Annotated in this window: 27 protein-coding genes; 16 read left to right on the plus strand and 11 right to left on the minus strand. The window is 62.6% G+C overall.

Features of this window, described 5'->3' with window-relative positions; genetic code table 11:
* Positions 1–47: 47 nt before the first annotated feature.
* From M729_RS0120410 to M729_RS0120430, 5 genes are all read left to right on the plus strand, one after another.
* Complete coding sequence (locus M729_RS0120410) at positions 48–566, plus strand: RNA polymerase sigma factor (protein ID WP_013532577.1); 519 nt, start codon at positions 48–50, stop codon at positions 564–566.
* On the plus strand, positions 563–1,354 hold the full coding sequence (locus tag M729_RS0120415; RefSeq protein WP_027162669.1) for an anti-sigma factor: 792 nt from the start codon (positions 563–565) through the stop codon (positions 1,352–1,354). Before M729_RS0120410 ends, M729_RS0120415 begins: the two co-directional genes overlap by 4 nt.
* Positions 1,355–1,664: 310 nt before the next feature.
* Positions 1,665–2,771 (plus strand): peptidase C39 family protein, encoded by a 1,107-nt coding sequence (locus M729_RS0120420; RefSeq protein ID WP_013532575.1) that lies wholly within the window; start codon positions 1,665–1,667, stop codon positions 2,769–2,771.
* Positions 2,768–4,231 carry a RimK family alpha-L-glutamate ligase gene (locus tag M729_RS0120425; protein WP_013532574.1) on the plus strand — a complete coding sequence of 488 codons (1,464 nt, stop codon included), beginning with the start codon at positions 2,768–2,770 and terminating at the stop codon, positions 4,229–4,231. The genes M729_RS0120420 and M729_RS0120425 overlap by 4 nt, the downstream gene beginning before the upstream one ends.
* Before the next feature lie 8 nt (positions 4,232–4,239).
* The gene (locus M729_RS0120430) at positions 4,240–4,512 is read left to right on the plus strand and encodes a DUF3303 family protein (protein WP_013532573.1); all 273 of its coding nucleotides are present in this window, start codon (positions 4,240–4,242) and stop codon (positions 4,510–4,512) included.
* Between the two features lie 18 nt (positions 4,513–4,530).
* Here the strand turns inward: M729_RS0120430 and M729_RS0120435 are convergent, their stop codons facing one another.
* Positions 4,531–5,442 (minus strand): LysR substrate-binding domain-containing protein, encoded by a 912-nt coding sequence (locus tag M729_RS0120435; RefSeq protein WP_027162670.1) that lies wholly within the window; start codon positions 5,440–5,442, stop codon positions 4,531–4,533.
* A gap of 112 nt (positions 5,443–5,554) precedes the next feature.
* Here M729_RS0120435 and M729_RS0120440 point away from each other — a divergent pair, with 112 nt between their 5' ends.
* Positions 5,555–6,445 carry a fatty acid desaturase family protein gene (locus M729_RS0120440; RefSeq protein ID WP_027162671.1) on the plus strand — a complete coding sequence of 297 codons (891 nt, stop codon included), beginning with the start codon at positions 5,555–5,557 and terminating at the stop codon, positions 6,443–6,445.
* Positions 6,446–6,456: 11 nt separating this feature from the next.
* On the opposite strand, the gene M729_RS0120445 is transcribed toward M729_RS0120440, so the two are convergent.
* From M729_RS0120445 to M729_RS0120455, 3 genes are all read right to left on the minus strand, one after another.
* Positions 6,457–8,598, minus strand: coding sequence for an EAL domain-containing protein (locus tag M729_RS0120445; protein ID WP_027162672.1), 2,142 nt, complete (start codon positions 8,596–8,598; stop codon positions 6,457–6,459).
* Positions 8,599–8,763: 165 nt separating this feature from the next.
* Positions 8,764–9,399, minus strand: coding sequence for an HD family hydrolase (locus tag M729_RS0120450; RefSeq protein WP_013532569.1), 636 nt, complete (start codon positions 9,397–9,399; stop codon positions 8,764–8,766).
* Positions 9,399–10,259: a folate-binding protein YgfZ gene (locus M729_RS0120455; protein WP_027162673.1), complete on the minus strand. Its 861-nt coding sequence runs from the start codon at positions 10,257–10,259 to the stop codon at positions 9,399–9,401. The genes M729_RS0120450 and M729_RS0120455 overlap by 1 nt, the downstream gene beginning before the upstream one ends.
* A gap of 75 nt (positions 10,260–10,334) precedes the next feature.
* On the opposite strand from M729_RS0120455, the gene M729_RS0120460 reads away from it, so the two are divergent.
* Positions 10,335–11,666: a dihydroorotase gene (locus M729_RS0120460; protein WP_027162674.1), complete on the plus strand. Its 1,332-nt coding sequence runs from the start codon at positions 10,335–10,337 to the stop codon at positions 11,664–11,666.
* 33 nt (positions 11,667–11,699) lie between these two features.
* Here M729_RS0120460 and M729_RS0120465 read toward each other — a convergent pair whose 3' ends face one another.
* The 4 genes from M729_RS0120465 to M729_RS0120480 form a co-directional block, all read right to left on the minus strand.
* Positions 11,700–12,485, minus strand: coding sequence for a hypothetical protein (locus M729_RS0120465; protein ID WP_027162675.1), 786 nt, complete (start codon positions 12,483–12,485; stop codon positions 11,700–11,702).
* Positions 12,486–12,555: 70 nt separating this feature from the next.
* On the minus strand, positions 12,556–12,813 hold the full coding sequence (locus tag M729_RS0120470) for a hypothetical protein (RefSeq protein WP_008874920.1): 258 nt from the start codon (positions 12,811–12,813) through the stop codon (positions 12,556–12,558).
* A 458-nt stretch (positions 12,814–13,271) separates the two neighbouring features.
* The gene (locus M729_RS0120475) at positions 13,272–13,649 is read right to left on the minus strand and encodes a TIGR02301 family protein (RefSeq protein ID WP_013532565.1); all 378 of its coding nucleotides are present in this window, start codon (positions 13,647–13,649) and stop codon (positions 13,272–13,274) included.
* 80 nt (positions 13,650–13,729) lie between these two features.
* Complete coding sequence (locus tag M729_RS0120480; RefSeq protein WP_027162676.1) at positions 13,730–14,164, minus strand: NUDIX hydrolase; 435 nt, start codon at positions 14,162–14,164, stop codon at positions 13,730–13,732.
* 128 nt (positions 14,165–14,292) lie between these two features.
* On the opposite strand from M729_RS0120480, the gene M729_RS0120485 reads away from it, so the two are divergent.
* A complete protein-coding gene (locus M729_RS0120485; protein ID WP_013532563.1) occupies positions 14,293–15,054 on the plus strand; it encodes an SOS response-associated peptidase in 762 nt (253 codons plus the stop codon).
* Between the two features lie 61 nt (positions 15,055–15,115).
* On the opposite strand, the gene M729_RS1000000137440 is transcribed toward M729_RS0120485, so the two are convergent.
* On the minus strand, positions 15,116–15,271 hold the full coding sequence (locus M729_RS1000000137440; protein ID WP_013532562.1) for a hypothetical protein: 156 nt from the start codon (positions 15,269–15,271) through the stop codon (positions 15,116–15,118).
* Positions 15,272–15,661: 390 nt separating this feature from the next.
* On the opposite strand from M729_RS1000000137440, the gene cysS reads away from it, so the two are divergent.
* The 8 genes from cysS (at position 15,662) to M729_RS0120530 (ending at position 22,730) form a co-directional block, all read left to right on the plus strand.
* The gene (cysS, locus tag M729_RS0120495) at positions 15,662–17,098 is read left to right on the plus strand and encodes a cysteine--tRNA ligase (protein WP_027162677.1); all 1,437 of its coding nucleotides are present in this window, start codon (positions 15,662–15,664) and stop codon (positions 17,096–17,098) included.
* A complete protein-coding gene (locus tag M729_RS0120500) occupies positions 17,095–17,481 on the plus strand; it encodes a VOC family protein (RefSeq protein ID WP_013532560.1) in 387 nt (128 codons plus the stop codon). The genes cysS and M729_RS0120500 overlap by 4 nt, the downstream gene beginning before the upstream one ends.
* Positions 17,482–17,487: 6 nt before the next feature.
* Positions 17,488–17,979: a GFA family protein gene (locus M729_RS0120505; protein ID WP_013532559.1), complete on the plus strand. Its 492-nt coding sequence runs from the start codon at positions 17,488–17,490 to the stop codon at positions 17,977–17,979.
* Positions 17,976–18,452, plus strand: coding sequence for a GFA family protein (locus M729_RS0120510; RefSeq protein ID WP_013532558.1), 477 nt, complete (start codon positions 17,976–17,978; stop codon positions 18,450–18,452). Before M729_RS0120505 ends, M729_RS0120510 begins: the two co-directional genes overlap by 4 nt.
* Positions 18,449–19,405 carry a prolyl aminopeptidase gene (gene pip / locus M729_RS0120515; protein WP_027162678.1) on the plus strand — a complete coding sequence of 319 codons (957 nt, stop codon included), beginning with the start codon at positions 18,449–18,451 and terminating at the stop codon, positions 19,403–19,405. Before M729_RS0120510 ends, pip begins: the two co-directional genes overlap by 4 nt.
* Entirely contained in the window at positions 19,402–21,024 is a 1,623-nt protein-coding gene (gene cimA / locus M729_RS0120520; protein ID WP_196815395.1) for a citramalate synthase, read from the plus strand. The genes pip and cimA overlap by 4 nt, the downstream gene beginning before the upstream one ends.
* Before the next feature lie 83 nt (positions 21,025–21,107).
* Entirely contained in the window at positions 21,108–22,034 is a 927-nt protein-coding gene (gene rarD, locus M729_RS0120525) for an EamA family transporter RarD (RefSeq protein WP_027162679.1), read from the plus strand.
* 9 nt (positions 22,035–22,043) lie between these two features.
* Complete coding sequence (locus tag M729_RS0120530; protein ID WP_027162680.1) at positions 22,044–22,730, plus strand: glutathione S-transferase family protein; 687 nt, start codon at positions 22,044–22,046, stop codon at positions 22,728–22,730.
* Positions 22,731–22,746: 16 nt separating this feature from the next.
* On the opposite strand, the gene M729_RS0120535 is transcribed toward M729_RS0120530, so the two are convergent.
* Both M729_RS0120535 and M729_RS0120540 read right to left on the minus strand, forming a co-directional pair.
* Positions 22,747–23,745, minus strand: a complete 999-nt coding sequence (locus M729_RS0120535; protein ID WP_024503048.1) for a transporter — start codon at positions 23,743–23,745, stop codon at positions 22,747–22,749.
* 174 nt (positions 23,746–23,919) lie between these two features.
* A complete protein-coding gene (locus M729_RS0120540) occupies positions 23,920–24,210 on the minus strand; it encodes a muconolactone Delta-isomerase family protein (RefSeq protein WP_013532552.1) in 291 nt (96 codons plus the stop codon).
* Between the last annotated feature and the right edge of the window lie 84 nt (positions 24,211–24,294).

Raw genomic sequence — 24,294 nt, forward strand, 5'->3', positions numbered from 1 at the left:
GGCGCGTTCAATCCAGATCAACAAGGGCGACCTCGAAACCAGCGGTCATGGACGAAAAGAAGGCAGCAATCCTTGGCGAAATACCGCGCCTGCGCCGTTACGCACGCTCGCTTTTGCGCGATCGCGACGCTGCCGACGACCTTGTCCAGGATTGCCTCGAGCGGGCGCTTGTGCGGCTCGACAACTGGCAGACAGGAGAAAGCCCCCGGAGGTGGCTGTTTACGATCATGCATCATTTGTTCATCGACCAGATGCGCAAGGTGAACCGCCGCGGCGAGGCGGCGATGTTGCCGCTGGAGGCGGGCGAGGCCGTTGCCCAGCCGGCAGAGCAGGTGGAGAGTATCGCCTCGCGCGAGATCATCGACGCGTTGCAGGCGATCAGCCCCGATCGACGCGCAGCTCTTGTCATGGTTGCCATCGAAGGTTTTTCCTATGCCGAAGCCGCCAACATTCTGGGCGTCCCCGCTGGCACGCTGATGTCGCGCATTGCGCGCGGGCGTGAGGAATTGCGTGGGTTGCTGGACGATACGGCGCGTCGCCGCGCGATAAGGATCGTCGAGAAATGATCCGCCGCGACTTTTCCGAACGGGACATCCACATGGCGCTCGATGGCGAGCTGCCTGCAGACGAGCGCGCCGCTTACGACGCCTGGCTCGACGCCAATCCCGAGATGAAGGCCAGGAGCGCCCGCTTCACCGCCGACCGGACGGCGCTTCAGGCCGCCTTCGCCGGGGTGCTGGACGAAGCCGTGCCCGCGCGCCTGCGCAAGGTCGTGCTTGGCGAGGCGCCGGTCAAGGCAGCTGTGCCACGCTCGCGCTGGTGGCTTGCCGCTGCTGCCGCCGTGCTTTTGGTCGCCGGCGGGCTTGGTGGCTACCTTGCCGGCGTCGACGGCATCGGCCAGGAGGACCCGGCGGAAGATCGGCTGGCCGAGCAGGCAATCGCGGCCCATGTCATCTATGCCGCCGAAAAGCGGCATGCCGTCGAGGTTCCGGCCAGCGACAAGGACCATCTGCAGACCTGGTTGTCCAACCGGGTAGGGTTGAAGCTGGTGGCACCCGACTTGACCGCGAACGGTTTCCAGTTGGTCGGCGGCCGGTTGCTTCCGGCAGGCGAGAGCAAGGCCGCCATGCTGCTTTACGAGGACGGCAATGGGCAGCGTATATCGCTGTTCGTCACCACGGAATCGACGGAGAATGCCAAGGGCACCTACGCCGCCACGCAAGACGGACCCGAGGCGGTCTACTGGCTGGACAAGGGCTATGGCTGCGCCGTCGTCGGCTCCTTGCCGCGCGAGCGGCTGAACGAGGTCGCCAGGAACGCCTACACGCAACTTGTAAACGGGCTGGCAAGCTGAATGGCACCGCTTTTGCCGGTGCCGTCGATCCGCGAATGCCGATCCGGCCGAAGGACCTTTTGCGCCCGTCGGATCGGCGTCGGATTTGTCACAATTCGGCCCTAATCGAGGTGCGATAGCGCTTGATGAATGCCGTCGCATCGCCCCGAAAATCGGAAACGGTTTTTGGAAAAACGAGGCGAAGATTCAAGGTGGTGGAGCGGACTTCGTGCGCCCAGGTGGACGCCGGTTTTCCCAACGCCCTGGTTGGCGTCAAGGACGTGTTCGAGTAGGGCCATTTCCACCACCAATCGAGGTTTTCTGAAGCCGCATGCCTGCCGAGATCCGCACGGCCCGCGCGTCTGACGTCGATGATCTCGCCGCCATCGAGAAAGCTGTTTTCTCAAGCGACCGTATTTCCCGCCGCTCCTTCCGACTGTTCATCGAGCGTGAAACCGCCGAGACGCTGGTCGCCGAAGTCGACGGCCGCGTGGCCGGTTATGCGATCGTGCTGTTTCGCAAAGGCAGCGGCGTGGCGCGCCTCTACTCGATTGCGACCAGTCCGTTTTTCGGCGGGCTGGGTGTCGGCCGCATCCTGCTCGGATCCGCCGAAGATGCCGCCTTCGAGCACGACCGCATGATGCTGCGTCTCGAAGTTCGCGAAGACAACAGCCGCGCGATCCGCATCTACGAACGGGCCGGTTATCGCAAGATCGGGCGTGAGCCCGGCTACTATGAGGATGGCGAAACGGCACTTCGCTACGAAAAAACCTTGCGTGGCGACATTCCGATCGCCACCAAGGTGCCGTTCTACCCGCAGACCTGCGAATTCACCTGCGGTCCGTGCTGCCTGATGATGGCGATGGCCAATTTCGATCGCGGCTTCGTGCCGGATCCGGTCATGGAAATCCGCCTGTGGCGTGAAGCGACGACCGTCTTCATGATGTCGGGTCCCGGCGGTTGCGAGCCGTTCGGCCTCGCTGTCTCGGGCTACGAGAGCGGGCTCGCGGTGGAGATCTACGTCTCCTTCTATGGCGCGCTGTTCCTGCAATCGGTGCGCAGCGAGGACAAGCGCAGGGTAATGGAACTGGCGCAGGTCGACTTTCGCCGACGCGCGGAACTTTACGGCATCCCGGTGAATTACCGTGCATTCACAATCGACGATATCCGCGCTGCGATCGCTGGGGGAAAGCTGGTGCTGGTGCTGATCAGCGGCTTCCTGATGTTCGGCAAGAAGGTGCCGCACTGGGTGCTGGCGATCGGCGATGACGGCGACCATATCCTGATCCACGACCCTTGGGTCGAGGATGAAAGGCAGGAGACCATCCTTGATGCAGCCAACATTCCCGTGCCTTACGGCATCTTCATGAACATGGCGCAGTTCGGTCGCGATGGACTGCGTGCCGCCATCACTCTGGGAAAGCGTGACAGACAATGACCTGGGTCATCCTTACCGGCAGGCAGAGCGATCTCGACCAGGTGGCGACACCGCACAAGATCATCACCAATCGCGACTATCTCGCGCATCCGTCATTGTTTCGCGGCCAGCGGCCGAAGGTCATCAACCTGTCGAACAATTACGCCTACCAGAGCCGCGGCTACTATGCCTCGCTGCTGGCAAGCTCGCGCGGCCACAAGGTGATCCCGACCGTCGAGACGATGATCGACCTGTCGGAACGCAAGCTCTATGAGCACGCGCTGCCGGAACTGGAACTGGCGCTCAACAAATGCCGCAAGGATCTTGGTGGCGCCTTTCCGCAAAAGGTCTGCATCTTCTTCGGCATCGGGCCGTCGAAAATCTGGGACCGTTTCGCCAAGCTGTTGTTCGATTGGTTCCGCGCACCGGCGCTCGAAGTCCACATCAAGGACAGCGCCGAATGGGCCTCGATCCGCAAGATCGGCTTTCATCCATTGGCGCGGATGACCGAGGACGAGGAAAAAAGCTTCATCCAGTGCCTGGAAACCTACACCAACCGGGAGTGGCGCGACACCAAGGGCCGTACGCCGGCGCGCTACACCTTCGCCACGCTGGTCGACCCGCATGAGGAATTGCCGCCCTCGGAGATCTCGTCGCTGCGCTATTGGGCCAAGATCGCCGAGAAGATGGGCGTCGAAATCGAGCCGATCACCAAGCGGGACCTGGCCAAGCTCGCCAATTACGACGCGCTGTTCATCCGCGAGACCACCTCGATCTCCAACCACACCTATCGTTTCGCCCGCCGCGCCCAGCAGGAAGGCATGCCGGTGATCGACGATCCACTGTCGATGATCCGCTGCACCAACAAGGTCTATCTCAACGAGCTGATGGCCTACAACAAGGTGCCGGTGCCGCCGACGGTGATGATCGCCGGCACCTCGGATCTCGAACTGGCGGCGCAGACGCTGGGCTTTCCGCTGGTGCTGAAGATCCCGGATTCGTCGTTCTCGCGCGGCGTCAAGAAATGCGCCAACTTCGAGGAACTGAAGACGCTCGCCACCGAATGGCTGGAGGATTCCGACCTTCTGATCGCGCAGAAATTCATTCCGACCGAATATGACTGGCGTGTCGGCGTGCTCGGCGGCCAGCCGCTGTTTGCCGTGCACTATCTGATGGCCAAGAAGCACTGGCAGATCGTCAACCACAAGGCCAACGGCAAGCCCGACCAGGGCGGCATCAAGACCTTCACGCTGAAGGAAACGCCGGCGCATGTCGTCGAGACGGCAGTGAAGGCGGCGCGCTGCATCGGCGACGGGCTCTATGGCGTCGACCTCAAGGAGACCAAGGACGGCGTCTTCGTCATCGAGGTGAATGACAATCCCAACCTCGACCATGGCTGGGAGGATTCCGGTGAGAAGGACGAGGTCTGGGTGCGGCTGACGCAGTGGTTCCTGGAGCGGTTGGACCGGCCGGGGCGGTAGGGTAGGACATGCAATTTATCGTGATCGAGGACTTCACCGGCTGTGATCGCAAGGAGATCTATCGCCGCTTTCGCGACCGCGGCCGCCTTAAACCGGACGAGCTTCTCGTGCACCACAGCTGGATCGCGGCGGACATGAGCCGCTGCTTCCTGCTGGTGGAGGCCGATGACGTCACGCTGCTGCAGCGTTGGGTCATCGAATGGGCGGATCTGGTGGAATTCGAGATCATCCCCGTGGCGACAAACAAGGACATGGCTGAGGCATTGAGCGGGCACCTCTGACGATTGCCGCGTGTCACCTCAACGCAGTGCCGGCGAGCCGACTGCGCGCCGGCACTCGTCGATCAGCCACTGGCGAAACGCGTCCACGACATCGCGTCTGGCGCTGCGCTCCGGGATCGTCAGGCAATAGGGCTGGCGCAGCTCGACCATCTGGGCGAGGGGCCTGACAAGTAGGCCGTCCTCCAGCGCCTCGGCACAGTAGATCCCTTGCGCCAGCGCCACGCCCAATCCCGAAATGGCAAGGTCGAGTGCCGCGCGCGACGAGTTGGCCGAGAGGCCGCGCTGCGCTGCCCGGCCGGGTTCGATGGCGGCCGCCTCGAACCAGTTGTGCCAGGACGGAAAGGCCGCACCGGTCGGTCCCCAGCCGGTATGGATAAGCGGCAGGCTGGCGAGGCCTTCGGGTTTGATCGTGTCGGCCAGCCCGGGTGCACACACGGGATAGACCGCGTCCTGGACGATGTCCTCGGTCGGGTGCTCGCGATAGTGCGGGCCATAAGTGAGCCTGATGTCGATCAACTCACGGTCGAACGGCACCGGGTCATCCTCGCCTCTGAGCGATATGTCGACGGCGCCATGGCTTGAGACAAAACCAGCGAGACGCTGCGAAAGCCAACCCATGGCCATGGATGGCGGCACCGACACCACGAGGCGCGGGCGGAACGCATCGCCGCCCAGCTGGCGCGCGACGCTGCCGATCTCCTGGAAGGCCATGGTCAGCCTGGGCAGCATCTCGACGCCGGCCTCGGTGAGGACGGCGCGCCGGTTGACGCGATGGAACAGCTTGCGGTCCATCTGCTCCTCGACGGTGCGGATGAGCTGGCTGACGGCGGCGGCGGATACAGAAAGCTCTTCCGCCGCCCCCGCAAAGCTGCCTGTACGGGCCGCAGCCTCGAAAGCCTGAAGTCCTTTGAGAGAGGGAAGTACGGCCATGATCACCGAATAGATAAGTTCAGCTTATCTAAATCGCAGAAATCGTCATTTTTGGAAAGGTTTTTCATGCGCTACAGTGGATTCTATCAAATCCCAGCCTGGATCGAAGCCCGTGGATCATCGCGACGTAATTTCATCGTTGACGCAGGAGGAGCGCAACCGGCTGACCGCCAAGTCTGATGCCGCGGGCCTCGTTCAGCTTGCCGCTCATTGGGGTGCGATCGTGATCCTCGGATCGCTGATCGCCGCCAAAGTGCCGTTCTGGCCGCTGCTGATGCTGCCGCAAGGTCTCCTCATCGTGTTTCTGTTCACGCTGCTGCACGAGACGGTTCATCGCACGGCCTTTGAGGCGCAGCGGCTGAACGATGTCGTGGCGCGGGTGTGCAGCCTGGCGATCGCGCTGCCGGCGGACTGGTTCCGCTACTTCCACTTTGCCCACCATCGATACACGCAAGATCCCGACAATGACCCGGAACTGGCGTTCCCCAAGCCGGAGACATGGCGGCAATACCTCGTCCACATATCCGGCATCCCGTTATGGTGGGGCCACATCAAGACGCTTTATGCCAACGCCGCGGATCGTGGTCGCGAAAGCTACGTTCCGCCAAAGGGCTATGACAAGGTGCGCATCGAGGCACGCGCCATGATTGCCTTTTATGCCGTGCTCCTTCTGCTGGCCGTCTATTTCCGGCTCTCGGTGCTTGTCTATGTCTGGATTTTGCCCGCTCTGTTGGGGCAGCCGTTTCTGCGCCTCTATCTCTTGGCCGAGCATGGTCGCTGTCCGTTCGTCGCCAACATGCTGGAGAACACCAGGACCACATTGACCAACTGGCTGGTCCGCAAGCTGGCGTGGAACATGCCGTTCCATGCCGAGCATCATGCCTATCCCGGCGTGCCGTTTCATCAACTGCCGCGGTTTCATGCGCTGATCGAGCGGCATCTCAAGGTGGTCGAGCCCGGCTATGTCAGCTTCCACGAAAAGTACATCGAGACGCTGCATTGACGATGGCCGGCCTAGCCGGTCTGGCTGTGCGGCGCCCGGGATCTCAACAGACGCTGGATCTCGGCCGCCTTTGACGGCGCGCCGATCAGAAAGCCCTGCGCCTCGGTGCAGCCATTGCTGCGCAGGATGTCGAGTTGCACCTCGGTCTCGACCCCCTCGGCGGTGACAGTGATGCCAAGCTCGGCACCCAGCCCGATGACGGTGCGAACGATCGCCGCGGTGTCGCGATTGCCCAAATCGTGGATGAACGAACGGTCGATCTTGATCTTGTCGACAGGAAAACGCCTGAGGTAGCCGAGCGACGAATAGCCGGTGCCGAAATCGTCCAGCGCGATGCGGATGCCGAGTTCACGCAACTGCCGCAGCGTCCTTAGCACCACCTCGCTTTCATCCATCAGCACGGTTTCGGTGATCTCCAGTTCCAACCGACCGGCTGGCACGCCGGAGAAAGCCAGCGCCGAGATGACGCTGCGGGCGAAGCTGCCGCTTTTAAGTTGCACGGCCGAGACATTGACCGCGACGCGCAGGCCGGCGGGCCACCGTGCCGCCGCCGTGCAGGCTTTCCTCAGCGCCCATTCTCCAAGCGGCACGATCAATCCGGTTTCTTCGGCGACCGGAATGAAGCTGTCCGGCGCCACCATGCCACGTTCTGGGGAATGCCAGCGCATCAAGGCTTCCGCGCCGACGATCTCGCCGGAGGCGATGTTCATGATGGGTTGGAAATCGAGGTCGAATTCCTGGCGCGACAGTGCGGTCCCGAGGTCGACCTCCAACGCACGCCGTGCCTGTACCATTGCGTCCATTCCGGGTTCGAAGAACCGATACAGATTGCGGCCTTCGCTCTTCGCCCGGTAAAGCGCTGTATCCGCGTTCCTCAGCAGCGTGTCGGCGTCTCCGCCGTCGTTGGGGAAAACCGCGATGCCCAGGCTGATGCCGATATGCATCTCGCGGCTCTTGTCGCGGAACGGTTTTCCGATTGTCTCGACGATGCGCTTCGCGAGTTTTTCAGCATTGGCAATGCCCTTGAAATTGAACTGGATGATGACGAATTCGTCGCCGCCGAAGCGGGCAACGACGTCGTTTTCATTATGCAGGCAGCGCTGCAGCCGCTCGGCCACGCTCTTCAGCAGCCAGTCGCCGGCCGGATGTCCCCAGGTGTCGTTGACTGCCTTGAAGCGATCGAGATCGAGCGAGAAGATCGCCAGCGGCGTGGCCGCCGTGTCCTCCAGCGCAAGGTCGAGCCGTTCGCGAAACATCGAGCGGTTGGGCAATCCCGTCAGCGTGTCGTGATGCGCAAGATGGGTCATGCGCTCTTCGGTGCGGCGACGTTCGGTGACGTCGTCGAAGGTCACCACCCAGCCGCCGCCATCCATCGGCCGACGTGTGACCAAAACCGTCCTGCCGTCGGTAAGATGCCGATAGGCCGAATGCATTTTTGCCGCCGCCAGACAGGCTTCGGTCTTGGCGACTTCGCTGTCGACATCGATCTTCGTATAGATGCCGAGTTCCAGCAACCGTTCCAGCGCGTCGCGGTGCGTCGTTCCAAGCGGAAAGTCCGCCGGGGTGACCTTGTAGAGCTCCAGAAAACGCCGGTTGCGCACGATCATCTTGCCGTCGGCGTCATACATCAGCAAGCCTTGCGACATGTTGGCGAGCGCTGCGTCGAAGCGGCGGTGCTGCTCCTTGAGATCCTCTTGCGCGCGGCGCTGCTCGGTGATGTCTTCATAGATCGAAACCCAGCCGCCCAGAGCCAGAGGGCGGTGCGAGATGCTGACGATGCGGCCGTCCGACAGTGTTTCTTCGTAGGTCGAGGGCTTCGCCTGATCGATATAGGGCTTGCGGATGGCGTAGAGTTCGTCGGCGGTTTGCGAGGCGACGCCGATATCGACGCTGTGGCGCAGAATGTCGAGGAACCGGATGCCGGGCCTTATCACCCTGGCGTCGAGGCAAAAGATGTGTAGGTAGTTGCCGTTGCAGATGATCATCCGCTCGTCGGCGTCGAACATGCACAGGCCGTGCGACATGTTCTCGACCGCAGCCGAAAAGCGTTGGTTCTGCTCCCGCAGTTCGTCTTCCATGTGGCGGGAGCGGTCCATGCCTTCGGCCTCCCGTTTCGGGACGGCCGAACCATCCTTGGCATCAGCGACGGGCATGAGCGCGCCTGCGGACCGTGATCGAACAAGCTACTGTGGTCGCCGCTGGTTAATTTAGCGTTTTAATGCATGTCGCCCAAAAGTGACCTCGGTTTTGGGGGAATGACATGCATAAAGACAAAGACCTAAAGCGCGTCGCGTGAATCCGTTTCAGCGCGACGCGCTTTAGCCGATTGCGGTCGCCGAAACCTGATGCCGCGACGTCTCGATCGCCGAAAACCGTTTCAGAAACGCGTTCTGCGCCCAGGTCACCGAACGTGGCGTGAAATCGAAGCGGTCGGCATTGAAGCCGCGCGGACGGCCGAAGAACTCGGTCGCCTCGGCGGTCGAAAAGCCGGCGAGCAGCGTTGCCTCGAAATAGGCGGCGATCTGGTCGGCGCGCTTGATCTCCTTGCGCAGCGCAGCACTTGGTTCCGGAGGCAGCGAGAAGCGCAGATGGATGGCGCGCTGCAGCCGTAACTCACAATCCTTGTAGCTGCCGCCCATCACCGATTTGAACGGCGAGATCATGTCGCCGATGACATATTCGGGGGCGTCGTGCAGCAGGGCCGCCAGCCGGGCGTCGGCCGAAGCCTCGGGCACCAGGTCGCAGAACAGCGCTTCGACCAGCAGCGAGTGCTGGGCGACCGAAAACGCATGCTCGCCGCTGGTCTGGCCGTTCCAGCGGGCAACGCGGGCGAGCCCGTGCGCAATGTCCGAAATCTCGATGTCGAGCGGCGAGGGGTCGAGCAAATCGAGCCGGCGGCCCGACAGCATGCGCTGCCAGGCGCGTGCCGGCGCGCCGACGCGGTCGGCCGCCATCAGGCCTCCTCCGCGCTGACGGCTTCCTGCGGGAAGGCGAATTTTGCCCAACCGGGAATGGCCAGCGTTACCGGAACGTCCCCGGCCATGATCGGCTGGCCGGCATCGAGCGCCGCCTTGACCCGGTCGATGCGCGCAATGGCCAGACCGGTCGTGTCTACGGTCGAGCCGAGCGTGCCAACCGGCCTGCCTGCGACGGTCAGTTCGGTGCCGGGCGCGGGCAGGGGCCTGTCGGCCGATGCAATCAGCACGCGCCGCCTGGCCGTGCCGCGATGCTGCATGCGCGAGACGACCTCCTGGCCGACATAGCAGCCCTTCTTGAAGCCGATGCCGCCGGTTTCGTCCAGCAGCACATCGTGGGGGAAGGCGTCTCCGAGTTGGTAGTCGCTGCCGCTTTCGGCAATGCCGCCGACAATGCGGAAGGCTTGCCACGCGGCAAGATCGCCGGGCTCATCCGTTTCGCCATAGGAACGCGTGACGGCACCCTTCGGAAAGCGTGTGTCGGCGGCCGCCGTTGAATCAGATTGTGAGGGTGTTGATTCATGTCCCCACGCGACGGTGACAAACGCCTGATCGGATTTGGTAATCTCGACCTTGGCGCGCAGTTTGTAGAGCGTCAGCCGGCGTACGAAATCGTCCGATATGTCGGCACGGCATTCGAGCCGGAATGCATTCTCGCCGGTGCGGGAGATCAGGAAATCGAACAGGATCTTGCCTTGCGGCGTCAGCAGCGCACCGGGTTTGGCTTCGCCGGGAGCCAGGATGTCGAGATCGGTGGTCAGGATGTTCTGCAAAAAATGCTCGGCATCCGGACCTGATACGGAAATGAGGGCGCGGTCTTTGAGCTGGGCACAGGGCATGGGCGGAAAAGCAACCTGATCTTGCAAAATGGTCGGCCTTTACGTAAGCCGCTGGCACTCCCCCCGCAAGAGAGCATGGCCATGATCTACGACCTCATCCTGACAGGCGGCACAGTGGTCAACCATGACGGCGAAGGGGCTCGCGACATCGGCGTGAAGGACGGGCGCATCGCTGCCATCGGCGATCTCCGCCACGCCTCGGCCGGCGAGACGATCGACTGCCGCGGCCTGCATATCCTGCCGGGTGTCGTCGACAGCCAGGTGCATTTTCGCGAGCCGGGACTGGAGCACAAGGAAGATTTGGAAACGGGTTCGCGCGCTGCCGTGCTTGGCGGCGTCACCGCCGTGTTCGAGATGCCCAACACCAATCCGCTGACCACCAGCGAGGCAACGCTTGCCGACAAGGTCCGGCGCGGCACGGGGCGCATGCATTGCGATTTCGCCTTCTGGGTCGGCGGCACCCGCGAGAATGCCGGGGATGTCGGCGAGCTTGAGCGGCTGCCGGGTGCGGCCGGGATCAAGGTTTTCATGGGCTCGTCCACTGGCGACCTGCTGGTCGAGGATGACGAGGGCGTGGCGTCGATCCTGAGAAACACGCGCCGGCGCGCCGCCTTTCATTCGGAAGACGAATTCCGGCTGCGCGAGCGCCTTGGCGAACGCATCGAAGGCGACCCGGCATCGCACCCTGTCTGGCGCGACGAGATCGCCGCCTTGCGCTGTACCGAACGGCTGGTACGCATTGCGCGAAACGCCCGTGCCCGCATCCATGTTCTACACATCTCGACCGCCGAGGAGATTGTGTTCCTCGAACAACACAAGGATGTCGCGACCTGCGAGGCGACGCCACATCATTTGACGCTGAGCGCCGACGACTATCTCAGGCTTGGCACGCTGATCCAGATGAACCCGCCGGTGCGTGCCGCGCGCCATCGCGATGGCGTCTGGCATGGCATTGCGCAAGGCATCGTCGATGTGCTCGGCTCCGACCACGCGCCGCACACGCTGGCCGAGAAGGCAAAGCCCTATCCGGCCTCACCGTCGGGGATGACCGGCGTGCAGACGCTGGTGCCGATCATGCTCGACCACGTCAATGCCGGCCGGCTGACCTTGCAGCGCTTTGTCGACCTGTCTAGCCACGGCCCGCAGCGGATCTTCGGCATGGCGAGAAAGGGCCGCATCGCTGCCGGCTACGACGCCGACTTCACCATCGTCGATATGAAGCGGCGCCAGACCATCACCAATGCGCAGGCCGGCTCGAAAGCCGGCTGGACGCCTTATGACGGGAGAGAAGTGGTCGGCTGGCCGGTCGGCACCGTCATTCGCGGCCGCCGCGTGATGTGGGAAGGCGAGATCGCCACGCCAAGCCAGGGTAGGGCGGTGGAGTTTTCTGAGGCATTGCCCCGCTAGGCTCCCTACCCCCGTGGGTGGGAAGAGCCGCTCTCAATCCCCGGCGACGAAGAACGACCATTGTCCGCTAGGGGTGATACCGACGCGATAGAAAATATAGGCGCCGAACTGCTTCATGTCGTCGAAATCGCCAGCGGTGACGATCTTGAACAGTTCGACCCGCTGCTTGGCGTCCAGCTTGTCCAGCGGGAGGGCGAAGAAATACGGCCACACATAGAGCTCTTGTGGCGTGCCGGCATCGAGGTGGACGTAGCCGGCATCAAGCACCTCCTCCAGGATGGCCAGGATTTCCTGGCCGTCCGGGTCGCCCGAGAGGCCCTTGAGGAAGGCGACGGCATCGCCATCAATGTCGGTTAGGGACAATTGCGTTGTGTTGTCGCCCGTGCCGATCAACGGCCGCAACTTTTCGATATCGCCGCCCTTGCAGGCTTCGACGATCAAATCATGCATGCGCCGCACTGGTTCCGGCAGCTTGCCGAGATCGTAGATGACCTCGGGCACCGGCGTGTCCGGATCGACGCGTGGCCTGGTCACGCCGCCATCCGCCGGACTGTCCGGCTCGGCTTCGGCAGGAGCAGTCGGCTGGCTAGACGGCGGCGGCGTCCCGACCGGGTTGGGCATTGGCACGGTGCTTCCGGGGGGCGACATGTCGTCGGCCGGCGGTGTGACCGTCGGGGGGAGCTCTTCGCGCTTGATTTCGCTCAGCGCATAGGCGGGGCTGCTCGCGAGACACACAACCAGGGGAATCGCGGCACAGCAAGCGGCGAAAGAGATGCGAAGGACCAAGCCACGCGGCTTGCCTGACATCGAAAAACTCACTGCCCGTTTCTCCCTGCTTACGGGCATGACGCCCGAGCGGCATATTGCCGTCAAAGAACCGGACGTCGGTTCAGTGCCGCAGCCGTTCAGGTTCGAAGGCGCCAGCAATCACCTTTTCACGCATACGGTCGAGCAGGGCAAGGGCCGAGGTCTCGCCATTGGCACGCAACATCTCGCCGAAGGCTGTTTCGAGCGCTGCTTCGGCAATGATCTCGGGCTCTATCCCGGCGGAGAGACCTTCCGCCCAGGCCTCGCTGTGGCTTTCCACGGCGGTCAAGCGTTTTTCTTCCCTGACCAGCGCGTCGATGTCGTTGACACCATGTTCCATAAGCGAATGTCCACCCTTTCAAGCTGCGATCCATTGATGTGGATCAGGCCTGATCTGTTCATTTCACACGCAGGGACAATTAAGTATTTGTAAATACGACATTTTTTTGATCGTCTTTTACAAAGCCCGATTGCCTTGTGCGAAGCTGCGTTCAGTTCGAGTCAAACTTAGCCGATTGGGGCGGCCTGCGGGGCGAAAACCTTCAGTTTGAGTTAATTCCGCTTTCGCGCGGTAAGGTTTCGTTAATACTGTTGCAGAAGTGCAACATGAGGATTGCACCAAGATATCGCCTGGCACAAGCCGATATATCGGCTGTACCCAGCAATGGTTCGGATAGTTGTCGATGAGCGAGTGCCTAAAGCGCGCCGCGTTTGAACGGATTCAGGCGAGGCGCTTTAGGTTTTCGTTTTTATGCGTGTCGTTCTCCCAAAACCGCAGCCACTTTTGGGCGACATGCATTAGTTGCCGTAACGCGAGGCGATGTCGCGAGACAGCGTCTCGCCTTCCTTCATGTAGCGGCTGATGGCTTCGGTCGCCGAGGGCGTGCACCTCGTATAGGTGCCGCCGAAGGAGCGGTAGCCGCGATTGAAGCTGGCAATGAAGCGGGCGCGCCGCTCGGCGTCCGGATTTTCCGAATCGAGCAGTTTTGTCATCTCGACACGCCACTGGTCGCCCTTCTCGCCGCACAGATTGCGCAGGAAATGCAGCGAGCCCAGAACCTCCGCCAGCCGCATCAACCCGGGCTCGAACGGCGACTCGGCGCTGAGCGCGGGCCGTATCGAAACGGTCGCGCCGACCGCAAGACACACGGCGAGGAGCATGGATGGACGATTCATAAGCCTTCTCTACCAGCTGCGTGGCTCTGCTAAACAGCATAAGTCTTTGTGGCGAACAATTTGTCGCCCGCAAGTTGATTTCAGGACAGCAGTCCGGCGTTTCCGCCGGGGGCCAACAAGTCTTCGGCGACCGCGAATACCGAGCCTGCCAGCGGCAGCGCCGCCATCTCGCTGAGCGTATAGAAGGCCGCCGTCTCCGCATCGTCGCTGGCCACGGCCTCGCCGCCGGCATAGGCGGCGCCGAAGACTGTGAGGAGATAATCGACCGGGTGGCTGTCATCCCGGCCGTCGATGTGGATTTCCCGCAGCGGGCGATAATTTGTGGCACGCAAACCGGTTTCTTCCTGAAGTTCGCGCTCTGCCGCTGCCCCCAGCGTCTCACCAGGCTCGACCTTGCCGCCCGGAAAGGCATAGAGCCCTTGCGACGGTTGCCGGGCTCGCTTGACCAGAAGCACGGTGTCTGCCCGCACGACGGCGACCGAGACTGCCGGAAGTATTTTGCGCGCTTCGTTCATGGATTCCCAATCAGGCTGAAGGCCGGTCAGTTGTGGACCGGCCAGCGTGGACAAGTTTTAGCGGTTGCGCAACGCCGGTTCCATCGCCACTTTCAGAAACCGAACCTTTCGAAGGGCACCAATCGACCATGTGCGGACGTTTCGCCTTGACCGCGACGCCGGATCAGACCGCTGCCTTTCTGGACGTGGCGGGGCTTGAGGATTTCCCGGCGCGCTACAACATCGCCCCGACGCAGCCGATCCTGATGGCGGTCGCCGGCCCTCCGCAGGCGCCGGGCTCCAATCTGCCGGACCGGCAGCCAATGCTGGTGCGCTGGGGGCTGATCCCGACCTGGGTGAAGGATACACGCGAGTTTCCGCTGCTGTTCAACGCGCGCTCCGAAGGGGCTGCCGAAAAGGCGTCGTTCAAGGCCGCCATGCGCCATCGCCGCGCTTTGGTGCCGGCGTCCGGCTTTTATGAATGGCGGCAAACCGGTGGCAAGAAGGGGCAGCCTTACTGGATACGCCCCAGGCATGGCGGGTTGGTTGCCTTCGCCGGGCTGATCGAGACCTATGCCGAGCCGGGCGGTTCGGAAATGGACACCGGCGCCATCCTGACCATCAACGCCAATGCCGACATCGCGCATATCCACGACCGCATGCCGGTGGTGATCGATCCCAGGGATTTCGCACGTTGGCTGGATTGCCGCACGCTCGAACCGCGCGATGTCGCCGATCTGTTGCGACCGGCACAGCTCGATTTCTTCGAGGCAATTCCGGTCTCCGACCTCGTCAACAAGGTCGCCAACACCGGACCGGAGATTCAGGAGCGGGGCGAGATCGGGCCGGAGCCCGAGAAGGTCAAGCGCCAGAAGTCCGGCGCGGACGACAGTCAGATGACGTTGTTCTAGCAGAGGGCGCGCGCGTCGGCGCCTTCATTTCTGGCGCCATTGGCGCCGGCCGCCCATCCCTTCAGGCAGCGCGGGGCGAAACGATCTTCTGCGCCGGCTTTTTCTTCTTGGCGGTATGGAGAAGGGCGGCGACGATCGCGGCCGGGCCGATTGCGCGATAGTGGTTGGCCAGCGCCGGCTGCTTGGCGCGGTTGGCTTCCTGCTTGGTTCGGGGCATGTCTCTCTTCCCTGGTAACATTTTCGTGTCTGCGTTTGATGGCCGATTCTGACCAAATCGTGACGCCTGCTGATCTAGCCGGCGAATGTTTCATGACTGTGCCGACATGTTTAATAAAATGTTTCAGTGCATCATTACCTGTGACCCAGCGACGGTTTTGCCGAAACTTGCGACTTGACGGCAACACAAGCCAAGGCGATAAAGCCGCCCATGAAAACGTCTTTCGCCATTTGTGGCATTTGCATTATTGGCTAGCCTCGCGCTGGTCCGGACGTTTTCGCCTCATCTTTCCCCAGATTGGACAAACGCCCCGGCCAGCAGGCTGGAGCCTGATTTGCGTTCGCGCAGGGCTGGCTTCGTCGAATTGAGTTCTGAACCGGGAAGGCACGAATGTCCGACGCATCGCAGGGCCTGCGCCTCTACAACACGCTGACGCGGACGAAAGAGGATTTCGTCCCGATCGATCCGCTGAACGTGCGCATGTATGTCTGCGGCCCGACCGTCTACGACTTTGCTCATATCGGCAATGCCAGGCCGGTGATCGTCTTCGACGTGCTGTTCCGCTTGCTGCGCCATCTCTATGGGCAGACGCACGTCACCTATGTGCGCAACATCACCGACGTAGACGACAAGATCAATGCGCGCGCTTTGCGCGATTTCGGCGGCGAGATCGCTTCCGGCACGCTGTCGTTGAATGAGGCGATCAGGCGGGTCACCGAAAAGACCGCCGGCCAGTTCCACAGCGACGTGGCGGTTCTCGGCTGCCTGGCGCCGACGGTCGAGCCGCGCGCCACCGAATTCGTCGAGCCCCGTGCCGACGGCAAGGTCGACATGATCACCTTGATTCAAAGCCTGATCGAACGCGGCCATGCCTATGTTGCTGCGGGCGAAGTCCTGTTCGACACGGCGTCGATGCCCGACTACGGCCAGCTGTCGAAGCGCAATCTCGACGAGCAGCAGGCCGGTGCTCGCGTCGCCGTCGACGCGCATAAGAAAAATCCCGGCGATTTTGTCCTCTGGAAGTTGTCGTCACCGGAGGAGCCGGGCTGGAATTCGCCATGGGGCAGGGGTCGGCCGGGCTGGCACATCGAATGCTCGGCGATGTCGGCCGCCTATCTCGGCGAGGTCTTCGACATCCATGGCGGCGGCCTCGACCTGATCTTCCCGCACCATGAAAACGAGATCGCCCAGTCGCGTTGCGCCCATGGCACCGAAATGATGGCCAACATCTGGATGCACAACGGCTTCCTGCAGGTCGAAGGGCAGAAAATGTCGAAGAGCCTCGGCAACTTCTACTCGATCAACGAACTCCTGGAGACCGAGACCTTCGGCGGCCGCAAATGGCCGGGCGAGGTGCTGCGGCTGGCGATGCTGATGACGCATTATCGCGAGCCGATCGACTTTTCCGTGCGCAAGCTGGAAGAGGCCGAGAACACCCTGCGAAAATGGAAGCGGGGGGCCGACCTCGCGCCGACGGCGGCGGGACAGGTGCCCGTGGAGATCATCGACGCCTTGTCGGACGATCTCGCCACCTATGCCACCTTCCAGGTCCTGACCCAGTTGGCCGGCGAGGCAATGGACGGCAACGATGCCGCTGCATCGCTGAAGGCGTCGCTGCTGTTCCTCGGCTTCGACGTCGCGTCGGCGAAGGTTGATGAAGGCCACGTCGGCAAGGCCATCGCCAAGCGTCTCGCGTTCATCGCCGCCAAGAACTGGGCCGAAGCCGACCGCATCCGCGACGACCTGCTGGCCCAGGGGATACAGTTGAAGGACGGCAAGGACCCGGTCACAGGCGAACGCATCACCACCTGGGAGGTAAAAAGATGATCGATCATCTCGGCATCAACGTTGCCGATTTCGACGCTTCGAAGGCTTTCTATGACAAGGCGATGGCGCCGCTTGGTGCCGCGCTGTTGTATATGGTGCCGCTGGAATACACCGGCGGTAAAAAGGTGGGTGGCTACGGTCGCGATCGGCCGGTATTCTGGCTGCAGGAAGGCAAGGATGGTCAAAAGGCCCATCAGCACGTCGCCTTCACCGCGCGCAGCCGCGCCGAGGTCGAAGCCTTCTATGCTGCGGCGCTTGCCGCCGGCGGCAAGGACAATGGCGGGCCGGGCCTGCGCCCGCACTATCACCCGGACTACTATGGCGCCTTCGTCCTCGATCCCGACGGCAACAACGTCGAGGCCGTCTGCCATGCGCCGGAGTGATCAGCGATGAGCCTCGACAACCGACCGATCTACACCGGCGGCTGCCAGTGCGGCGCGGTGCGCTTTCGCGTTGAAGGCGCTTTGGGCGACGCTTCGGTCTGCCATTGCCGCATGTGCCAGAAGGCGTTCGGCGCGTTCTACGCGCCGCTGGTTTCGGTGCGTGGCGCCAGGCTTGACTGGACGCGCGGCGAGCCGAAATACTTCCGTTCGTCCAACCATGTCGATCGCGGTTTTTGCGCCGATTGCGGCACGCCGCTGACCTTTACCGCGCCGGACGGGGTTGGCCTCGCCATCGGTGCGTTCGACAATCCAGCGGAGATCGTGCCGCTGATTCAATGGGGGATCGAGGCAAAGCTGCCCTATGTCGACTCGATCCCGCAATTGCCGGGCGAGGACACCATGGCCGACATGTCGTCGGCCTCCTATCTGGCCGATCTCGTTTCCTACCAGCACCCCGATCACGACACCGAACAATGGCCGCCAAAGGAAAGATCATGACCGATCAGGTAAGAACCGGCGGCTGCCAGTGTGGCGCCGTGCGCTTCCGCGTTCATGGAGCGCTCGGCCGTCCGTCCATCTGCCATTGCCGCATGTGCCAGAAGCAGTTCGGCTCGTTCTTCGGCGCGCTGGTCACGGTGCCCAGAGATGGCGTCGAATGGACCCATGAAGAGCCGAGTTACTTCCAGTCGTCGGTCAACATCGATCGTGGTTTCTGCGCCCGCTGCGGCACGCCGCTGACATATCGGCAGCCCGGCGGGCTGGAAATCGCGATCGGTGCCTTCGACGACCGTTCGGACCTGGCCCCGCAGATCCAGGTCAACTATGCCGCGCGGTTGCCCTGGGTGGAGACGATCTTCGATCAGCCCGTCCACCAGGATCCTGATTATTACAACAGGCAGGAATCCATCATCTCCTTCCAGCACCCAGACCATGAAACGCCGGACTGGCCGACCAAAGGTTTACAACTATGAGCAGTCAATTGCGTACGCTTTATCCCGAGATCGAGGCGTTCGATTCCGGCATGCTCGATGTCGGCGACGGCCACCAGGTCTACTGGGAGCGTTCCGGCACCAAAGGCGCCAAGCCGGCGGTGTTCCTGCATGGCGGGCCGGGCGGCACCATTTCGCCAAAACACCGGCGGCTGTTCGACCCGAAGCTCTACGATGTCATCCTGTTCGACCAGCGTGGCTGCGGAAAATCGACGCCCAACGCCTCGCTCGAAGCCAATACGACATGGCACCTGGTCGCCGACATCGAACGGCTGCGCGAAATGGCCGGCTTCGACAAATGGCTGGTGTTCGGCGGCTCCTGGGGGTCGACGCTTGCGCTCGCCTACGCCGAGACCCATCCAGAACGCGTCAGCGAACTGGTGGTGCGCGGCATCTACACGCTGACGCGTGCGGAACTGGAATGGTACTATCAGTTCGGCGTCTCGGAAATGTTCCCGGACAAATGGGAGCGCTTCCTGGCGCCGATCCCGGAGGCCGAGCGCGGCGACATGATGGCCGCCTATCGCAAGCGGCTGGTCGGCACGGATCGCAGGGCGCAGATCGAGGCGGCCCGCGCCTGGAGCCTGTGGGAAGGCGAAACGATCACGCTGTTACCCGAGCCGGAGACAAGCGGTCCGTTTGGGCAGGACGACTATGCCGTCGCGTTCGCCCGCATCGAGAACCACTATTTCGTCCATGCCGGCTGGCTGGAAGAGGGACAATTGCTGCGCGACGCGCACAGGCTGAGTGACATCCCCGGCACCATCGTCCATGGCCGCTACGACATGCCATGCCCGGCGCGCTATGCCTGGGCGCTGCACAAGGCCTGGCCAAAGGCGGATTTCCATCTGATCGAGGGCGCCGGTCATGCTTATTCGGAGCCGGGTATCCTCGACCGGCTGATCCGCGCGACGGACAAGTTTGCAGGCAAATGACCATGACTCGCGAGCGCCTCTATCTCTTCGACACCACATTGCGCGATGGCCAGCAGACGCCGGGCATCGACTTTTCCGTCGAGGACAAGATCGCCATCGCAAAACTGCTTGACGCTTTTGGCCTCGACTATGTCGAAGGCGGCTATCCCGGCGCCAACCCGACCGACACCGCCTTCTTCCAGGAGAAGCGCACGGAGCGCGCCAAATTCGTCGCCTTCGGCATGACCAAGCGGGCAGGGGTGTCGGCGTCCAACGATCCCGGCCTAGCGTCTCTTGTGCAATCGAAGTCGGATGCCATCTGCTTCGTCGCCAAGAGCTGGGACTACCACGTCCGTGTCGCGCTCGGCTGCACCAATGAGGAGAACCTCGACGCCATCAAGGCCTCCGTCGAGGCGGCGATCGCCGCCGGCAAGGAGGCATTGGTCGACTGCGAGCATTTCTTCGATGGCATCAAGGCCAATCCCGACTACGCGCTGGCCTGCGCCAGGACCGCCTATGATGCCGGGGCGCGCTGGGTGGTGCTGTGCGACACCAATGGCGGCACGCAGCCATCGGAAGTCCGCGCCATCGTCGAGAAGGTTATTTCGTCGGGCATTTCAGGCGATCATCTCGGTATCCATGCCCATGACGACACCGGCCAGGCCGTGGCGAATTCCCTCGCCGCTGTCGAGGCTGGCGTGCGCCAGATCCAGGGCACGCTCAACGGCATCGGGGAGCGCTGCGGCAACGCCAATTTGATCTCGATCGTGCCGACGCTGGCGCTAAAGCCGGCCTTCGCCGATCGTTTCGAAACTGGCATTTCGGCTGAGGCGTTGACAGGCATTTCCAGGTTGTCGCGCGCATTTGACGAACTCCTGAACCGAGCGCCAGAGGCGCAAGCGCCCTATGTCGGCGCTTCCGCCTTCGCCACCAAGGCCGGCATTCATGCCTCCGCACTCGCCAAGGAGCCGGCGACCTATGAGCACGTCCCCCCCGAAACGGTCGGCAACCGCCGCCGTGTCATGGTCTCGGACCAGGGCGGCAAGGCCAATTTCCTCGCCGAGCTGAGGCGACGCGGCATTGAGGTGCCGAAGGACGATCACCGGCTCGACGCGCTGATATCCGTGGTCAAGGAGCGCGAGGCCGAGGGCTATGCCTATGAAGGCGCCGATGCCAGCTTCGAACTCCTCGCCCGCAAGATGCTGCACGGCCTGCCGGAATTCTTCAACGTCACCTCGTTCCGCTGCATGGTCGAGCGCCGCTTCGACGCCAACGGCCAGTTGAAGACGGTCTCCGAAGCGATCGTCAAGGTGGTGGTCGATGGCGAGGAGAAGATGTCGGTGGCCGAGGGGCATGGCCCGGTCAACGCGCTCGACATCGCGCTGCGCAAGGACCTCGGCAAATTCCAGGGCGAGATCGCCGACATGGAGCTGGCCGACTTCAAGGTGCGTATCCTCAATGGCGGTACCGAGGCGATCACCCGCGTTCTGATCGAATCGCATGACGGCACCGGCGCGCGCTGGTGGACGGTGGGCGTTTCCGAGAACATCATCGACGCCTCGTTCCAGGCGCTGATGGATTCCATCGTCTACAAGCTGATGAAGAACCGCGAGATGGCCGGACTGGTGGCCGCCGAATAGGGTTGAACCATCAGCGAAAGTCCATTGATCCATCAGAACTTTGCGATGGTCTTGCCAAGGTGACTGGGCCATAGCGTTGGCCCATGGCCACTGAAGCAATTACCCTGGATGCAGAGTCCAAGGCCCGGCGCGGCTTTCTGCTGGCGCTCGGCGCCTATCTGCTATGGGGATTGCTGCCCTTCTACATGAAGGCGGTCGCTCATCTGCCGCTCGCGGAAGTCATTGCCCATCGCATCGTCTGGTCGGTGCCGATCGCCGCCGCCGTTCTGATCTGGGCCGGCCGCACGGCGGATTTCAAGGCGGCGATGCGTTCGCCGCGCACCATCGCCATGGCCGCGCTGACGGCGGCGCTGATCTCGGTCAACTGGGGCATCTATGTCTGGGCGATCGCGGTCGACCGCACCGTCGAAACCGCGCTCGGCTACTACATCAATCCCCTGGTCAGCGTCGTTGTCGGCGCGCTGCTGCTCGGCGAGCGGCTCGATCGGCTGCAGATCGCGGCGGTGGTGCTGGCGGCCGTCGCCGTCGCCGTGCTGACCATCGAAGGCGGCAAGCTGCCCTGGGTGTCGCTGGCACTGGCGTTTTCCTTCGCCGCCTACGGCTTCTTCCGCAAGACGCTGCCGATCGGCCCGAGCCAGGGATTTTTGCTCGAAGTCCTTCTGCTGTCGGTGCCGGCACTTGGCTACATCGTCTATCTCATCGCGACCGGACAGGACCACATCGTATCCAGCAGTGGCACGGATACGGCGTTGCTGATCGGCTGCGGTCCAGTCACATCGGTGCCGTTGTTGCTGTTCGCCTTCGGCGCCAAGCTGCTGCGGCTGTCAACCATCGGCATCATGCAATATATCGCGCCGACCATGGTGTTCCTGATCGCCGTTCTGATCTTCGACGAGCCTTTCGGCACCATCCAGGCCATCGCCTTTGCGCTGATCTGGGCGGCTTTGGCAGTCTATTCCTGGTCGATGTTGACGACAGCGCGACGCGCCGCGCCGCAGCCCGTACGGTAAGGGGGTTCGATGTATCTGCTGCATATCGCCAACAAAAATTATTCCTCATGGTCGCTGCGGCCCTGGGTGCTGATGCGCGCGCTGGATATCCCATTCGAGGAGCGGCTGACGCCATTCCCGACCGGATCGAGCTGGGATCTGTACCGTTCCTTCTCGCCGAGCGGCCGCGTGCCGTGCCTGGTCGACGACGGCTGGTCGGTCTGGGATTCGCTGGCCATCGTCGAATATCTGGCCGAACGCCACCATGGCGTGTGGCCCGTCGAAGCCAAGGCGCGCGCCTGGGCGCGCTCGGCCGCCGCCGAGATGCATTCGAGCTTCACCGCATTGCGCAGCGCCTGTCCGATGAGTTGCGGCGTGCGGGTAGAGCCGTTTCCGATGTCCGATGTGCTGAAGCAGGACCTCTTTCGCCTCGGCGACCTCTGGAACGATGGTCTTGCTCGTTTCGGCGGACCATTTCTGGCGGGCGCTCATTTCACCGCAGTAGATGCTTTCTTTGCCCCGGTGGCGTTCCGCGCACAGTCTTATGGGCTCTCCTTCGAGGGTGCGGCTGCAGCGTATCCGGCGCAGTTGCTTGCTCTGCCGGCGATGCGCGAATGGCATGCGGCTGGGCTTGCCGAGACCTGGCGCGAGCCCGATCACGAAGCGGAAGTGGCCGCCGCCGGCACCATCATCGAGGATCTTCGCGTCACTGCGTGAAAGCTGCCGGCGGGTGCTACATCTGTCCGAGCCGCCTGACAAAGAGATAGGTCGCGCCCGCGATCACCATCGACACAGCCGTCACCACCCAAAAGCCCATTGGCGTGTCGACCAGCGGCAGGCCCCCAACGTTCATGCCGAACAGGCCTGAGATGATGGTCATCGGCAACAGCACCGCCGTCATCACCGACAGGACGTACAGCAGCCGGTTCGACTGCGTCGTCAGCTTTGCCATAAGCTCGTCCTGCAATAGCCGGGCGCGCGCCTGCAATTGCTCGCCGTCATAGTGCAGCGTCTGCGCCCGGTGTGAAAGGCGCGCGGCCATGTCGTTGATGCTGTCTGGCAGGTCGTTGCGGTGCGAATGATCAAGGTGACGGAACAGATTGGTCAGCGTCGCCATCTGCCTGTGGATCACCACCAGATGCCGGCGCGCGTCGACCAGGGATTGCCGTTCATTGTGCCATGCGTCGCAGACGATACGGTCTTCGATGCCGTCGAGACTGTCGCCGAGTGCCGCAAGTTCCGCCACCATGCCATCGAACGACTGGCCGACGACAGCCTCGATCAACTCGGCTGGCGAGCGGAACTTGCGCGATCCATTCTCGATCGCCTTGCGGATGTTGTCGACCGACTGCAGCGGTTGCTTGCGGGCGCCGACCAGCATCGTGTCATTGAGCGCGAAGCGGAAATGGCCAAGCCCGCCCGCTTCCGCCGAATAGTCATGGCGCAGGTCCGGCAGATCGCCATAGAGCCAGTCGTCCTCGAGGTCGATGTGGCAGCCATGGCTGGCGGACAGGAAAGCTTCACGCACCGGTGCCGGCAAAGCCCGATCGGCGCCGATTTCGTGGCGGGCCCGCATGTCGGAAAGCTGGTAGCTGCGCCATGTCCAGTGCGCGGCGGCGGCGTCCCTGGTTCGCACGCCCTCAGCGGTGAAGTGATAGATGAAGAACAGTCCGTGCTCGTCGGGCAGGTAGGGCGACAGATCGGTGCCTTCCGGGGCGAGAGTGATGTCCATGGGCGGTGCCAGATGCATGTTCCGAAGATGGCGCCGCACGGCGGCTGCCTGATACTGATTCCTAGCACGCGCGAAGCCGGTTTCGTGTGACGGTTTCTTGACAGCCGATCACAGTCTGTCGATCCCCCGTGTCAATCCGGGGGTGACGCCTTCGTCACCCCCGGATGTGCCCTGTCAGTGCTTCGGGCCGAAGCCGGGGTAGGGCTTGAGGGGCACGATTGCGGCAATGTCCATCATGCCGGCCTTGACCAACGGCAAGGTGGCGAGGTGGCCGCGAACCTCAGCATCATCAGCAGCCTCGAGCATCATGCCGCTGCCCGGGATGTCGCCTCGGTTCCACACCTGACGTACCGCCCCTTCGGCGTAGAGCGTGCGCCGCTGTTCGGCTTCGCCGGGCAGAAGCGGAGCGAAATCGGCATCGGTAAATTTTTCGGTGTTGCGAGCGAGAAGGGCAAAGAACTGCATGGCGGTCTCCTTTGGTTGGGATGGCCGATTATCGCTTTTGGCTGGTCAGACAGTCCAAGACTGATTAGGCTAAAGTTGAGACCC

Source organism: Mesorhizobium sp. WSM1293 (assembly GCF_000513875.1).
Lineage (GTDB): Bacteria > Pseudomonadota > Alphaproteobacteria > Rhizobiales > Rhizobiaceae > Mesorhizobium > Mesorhizobium ciceri.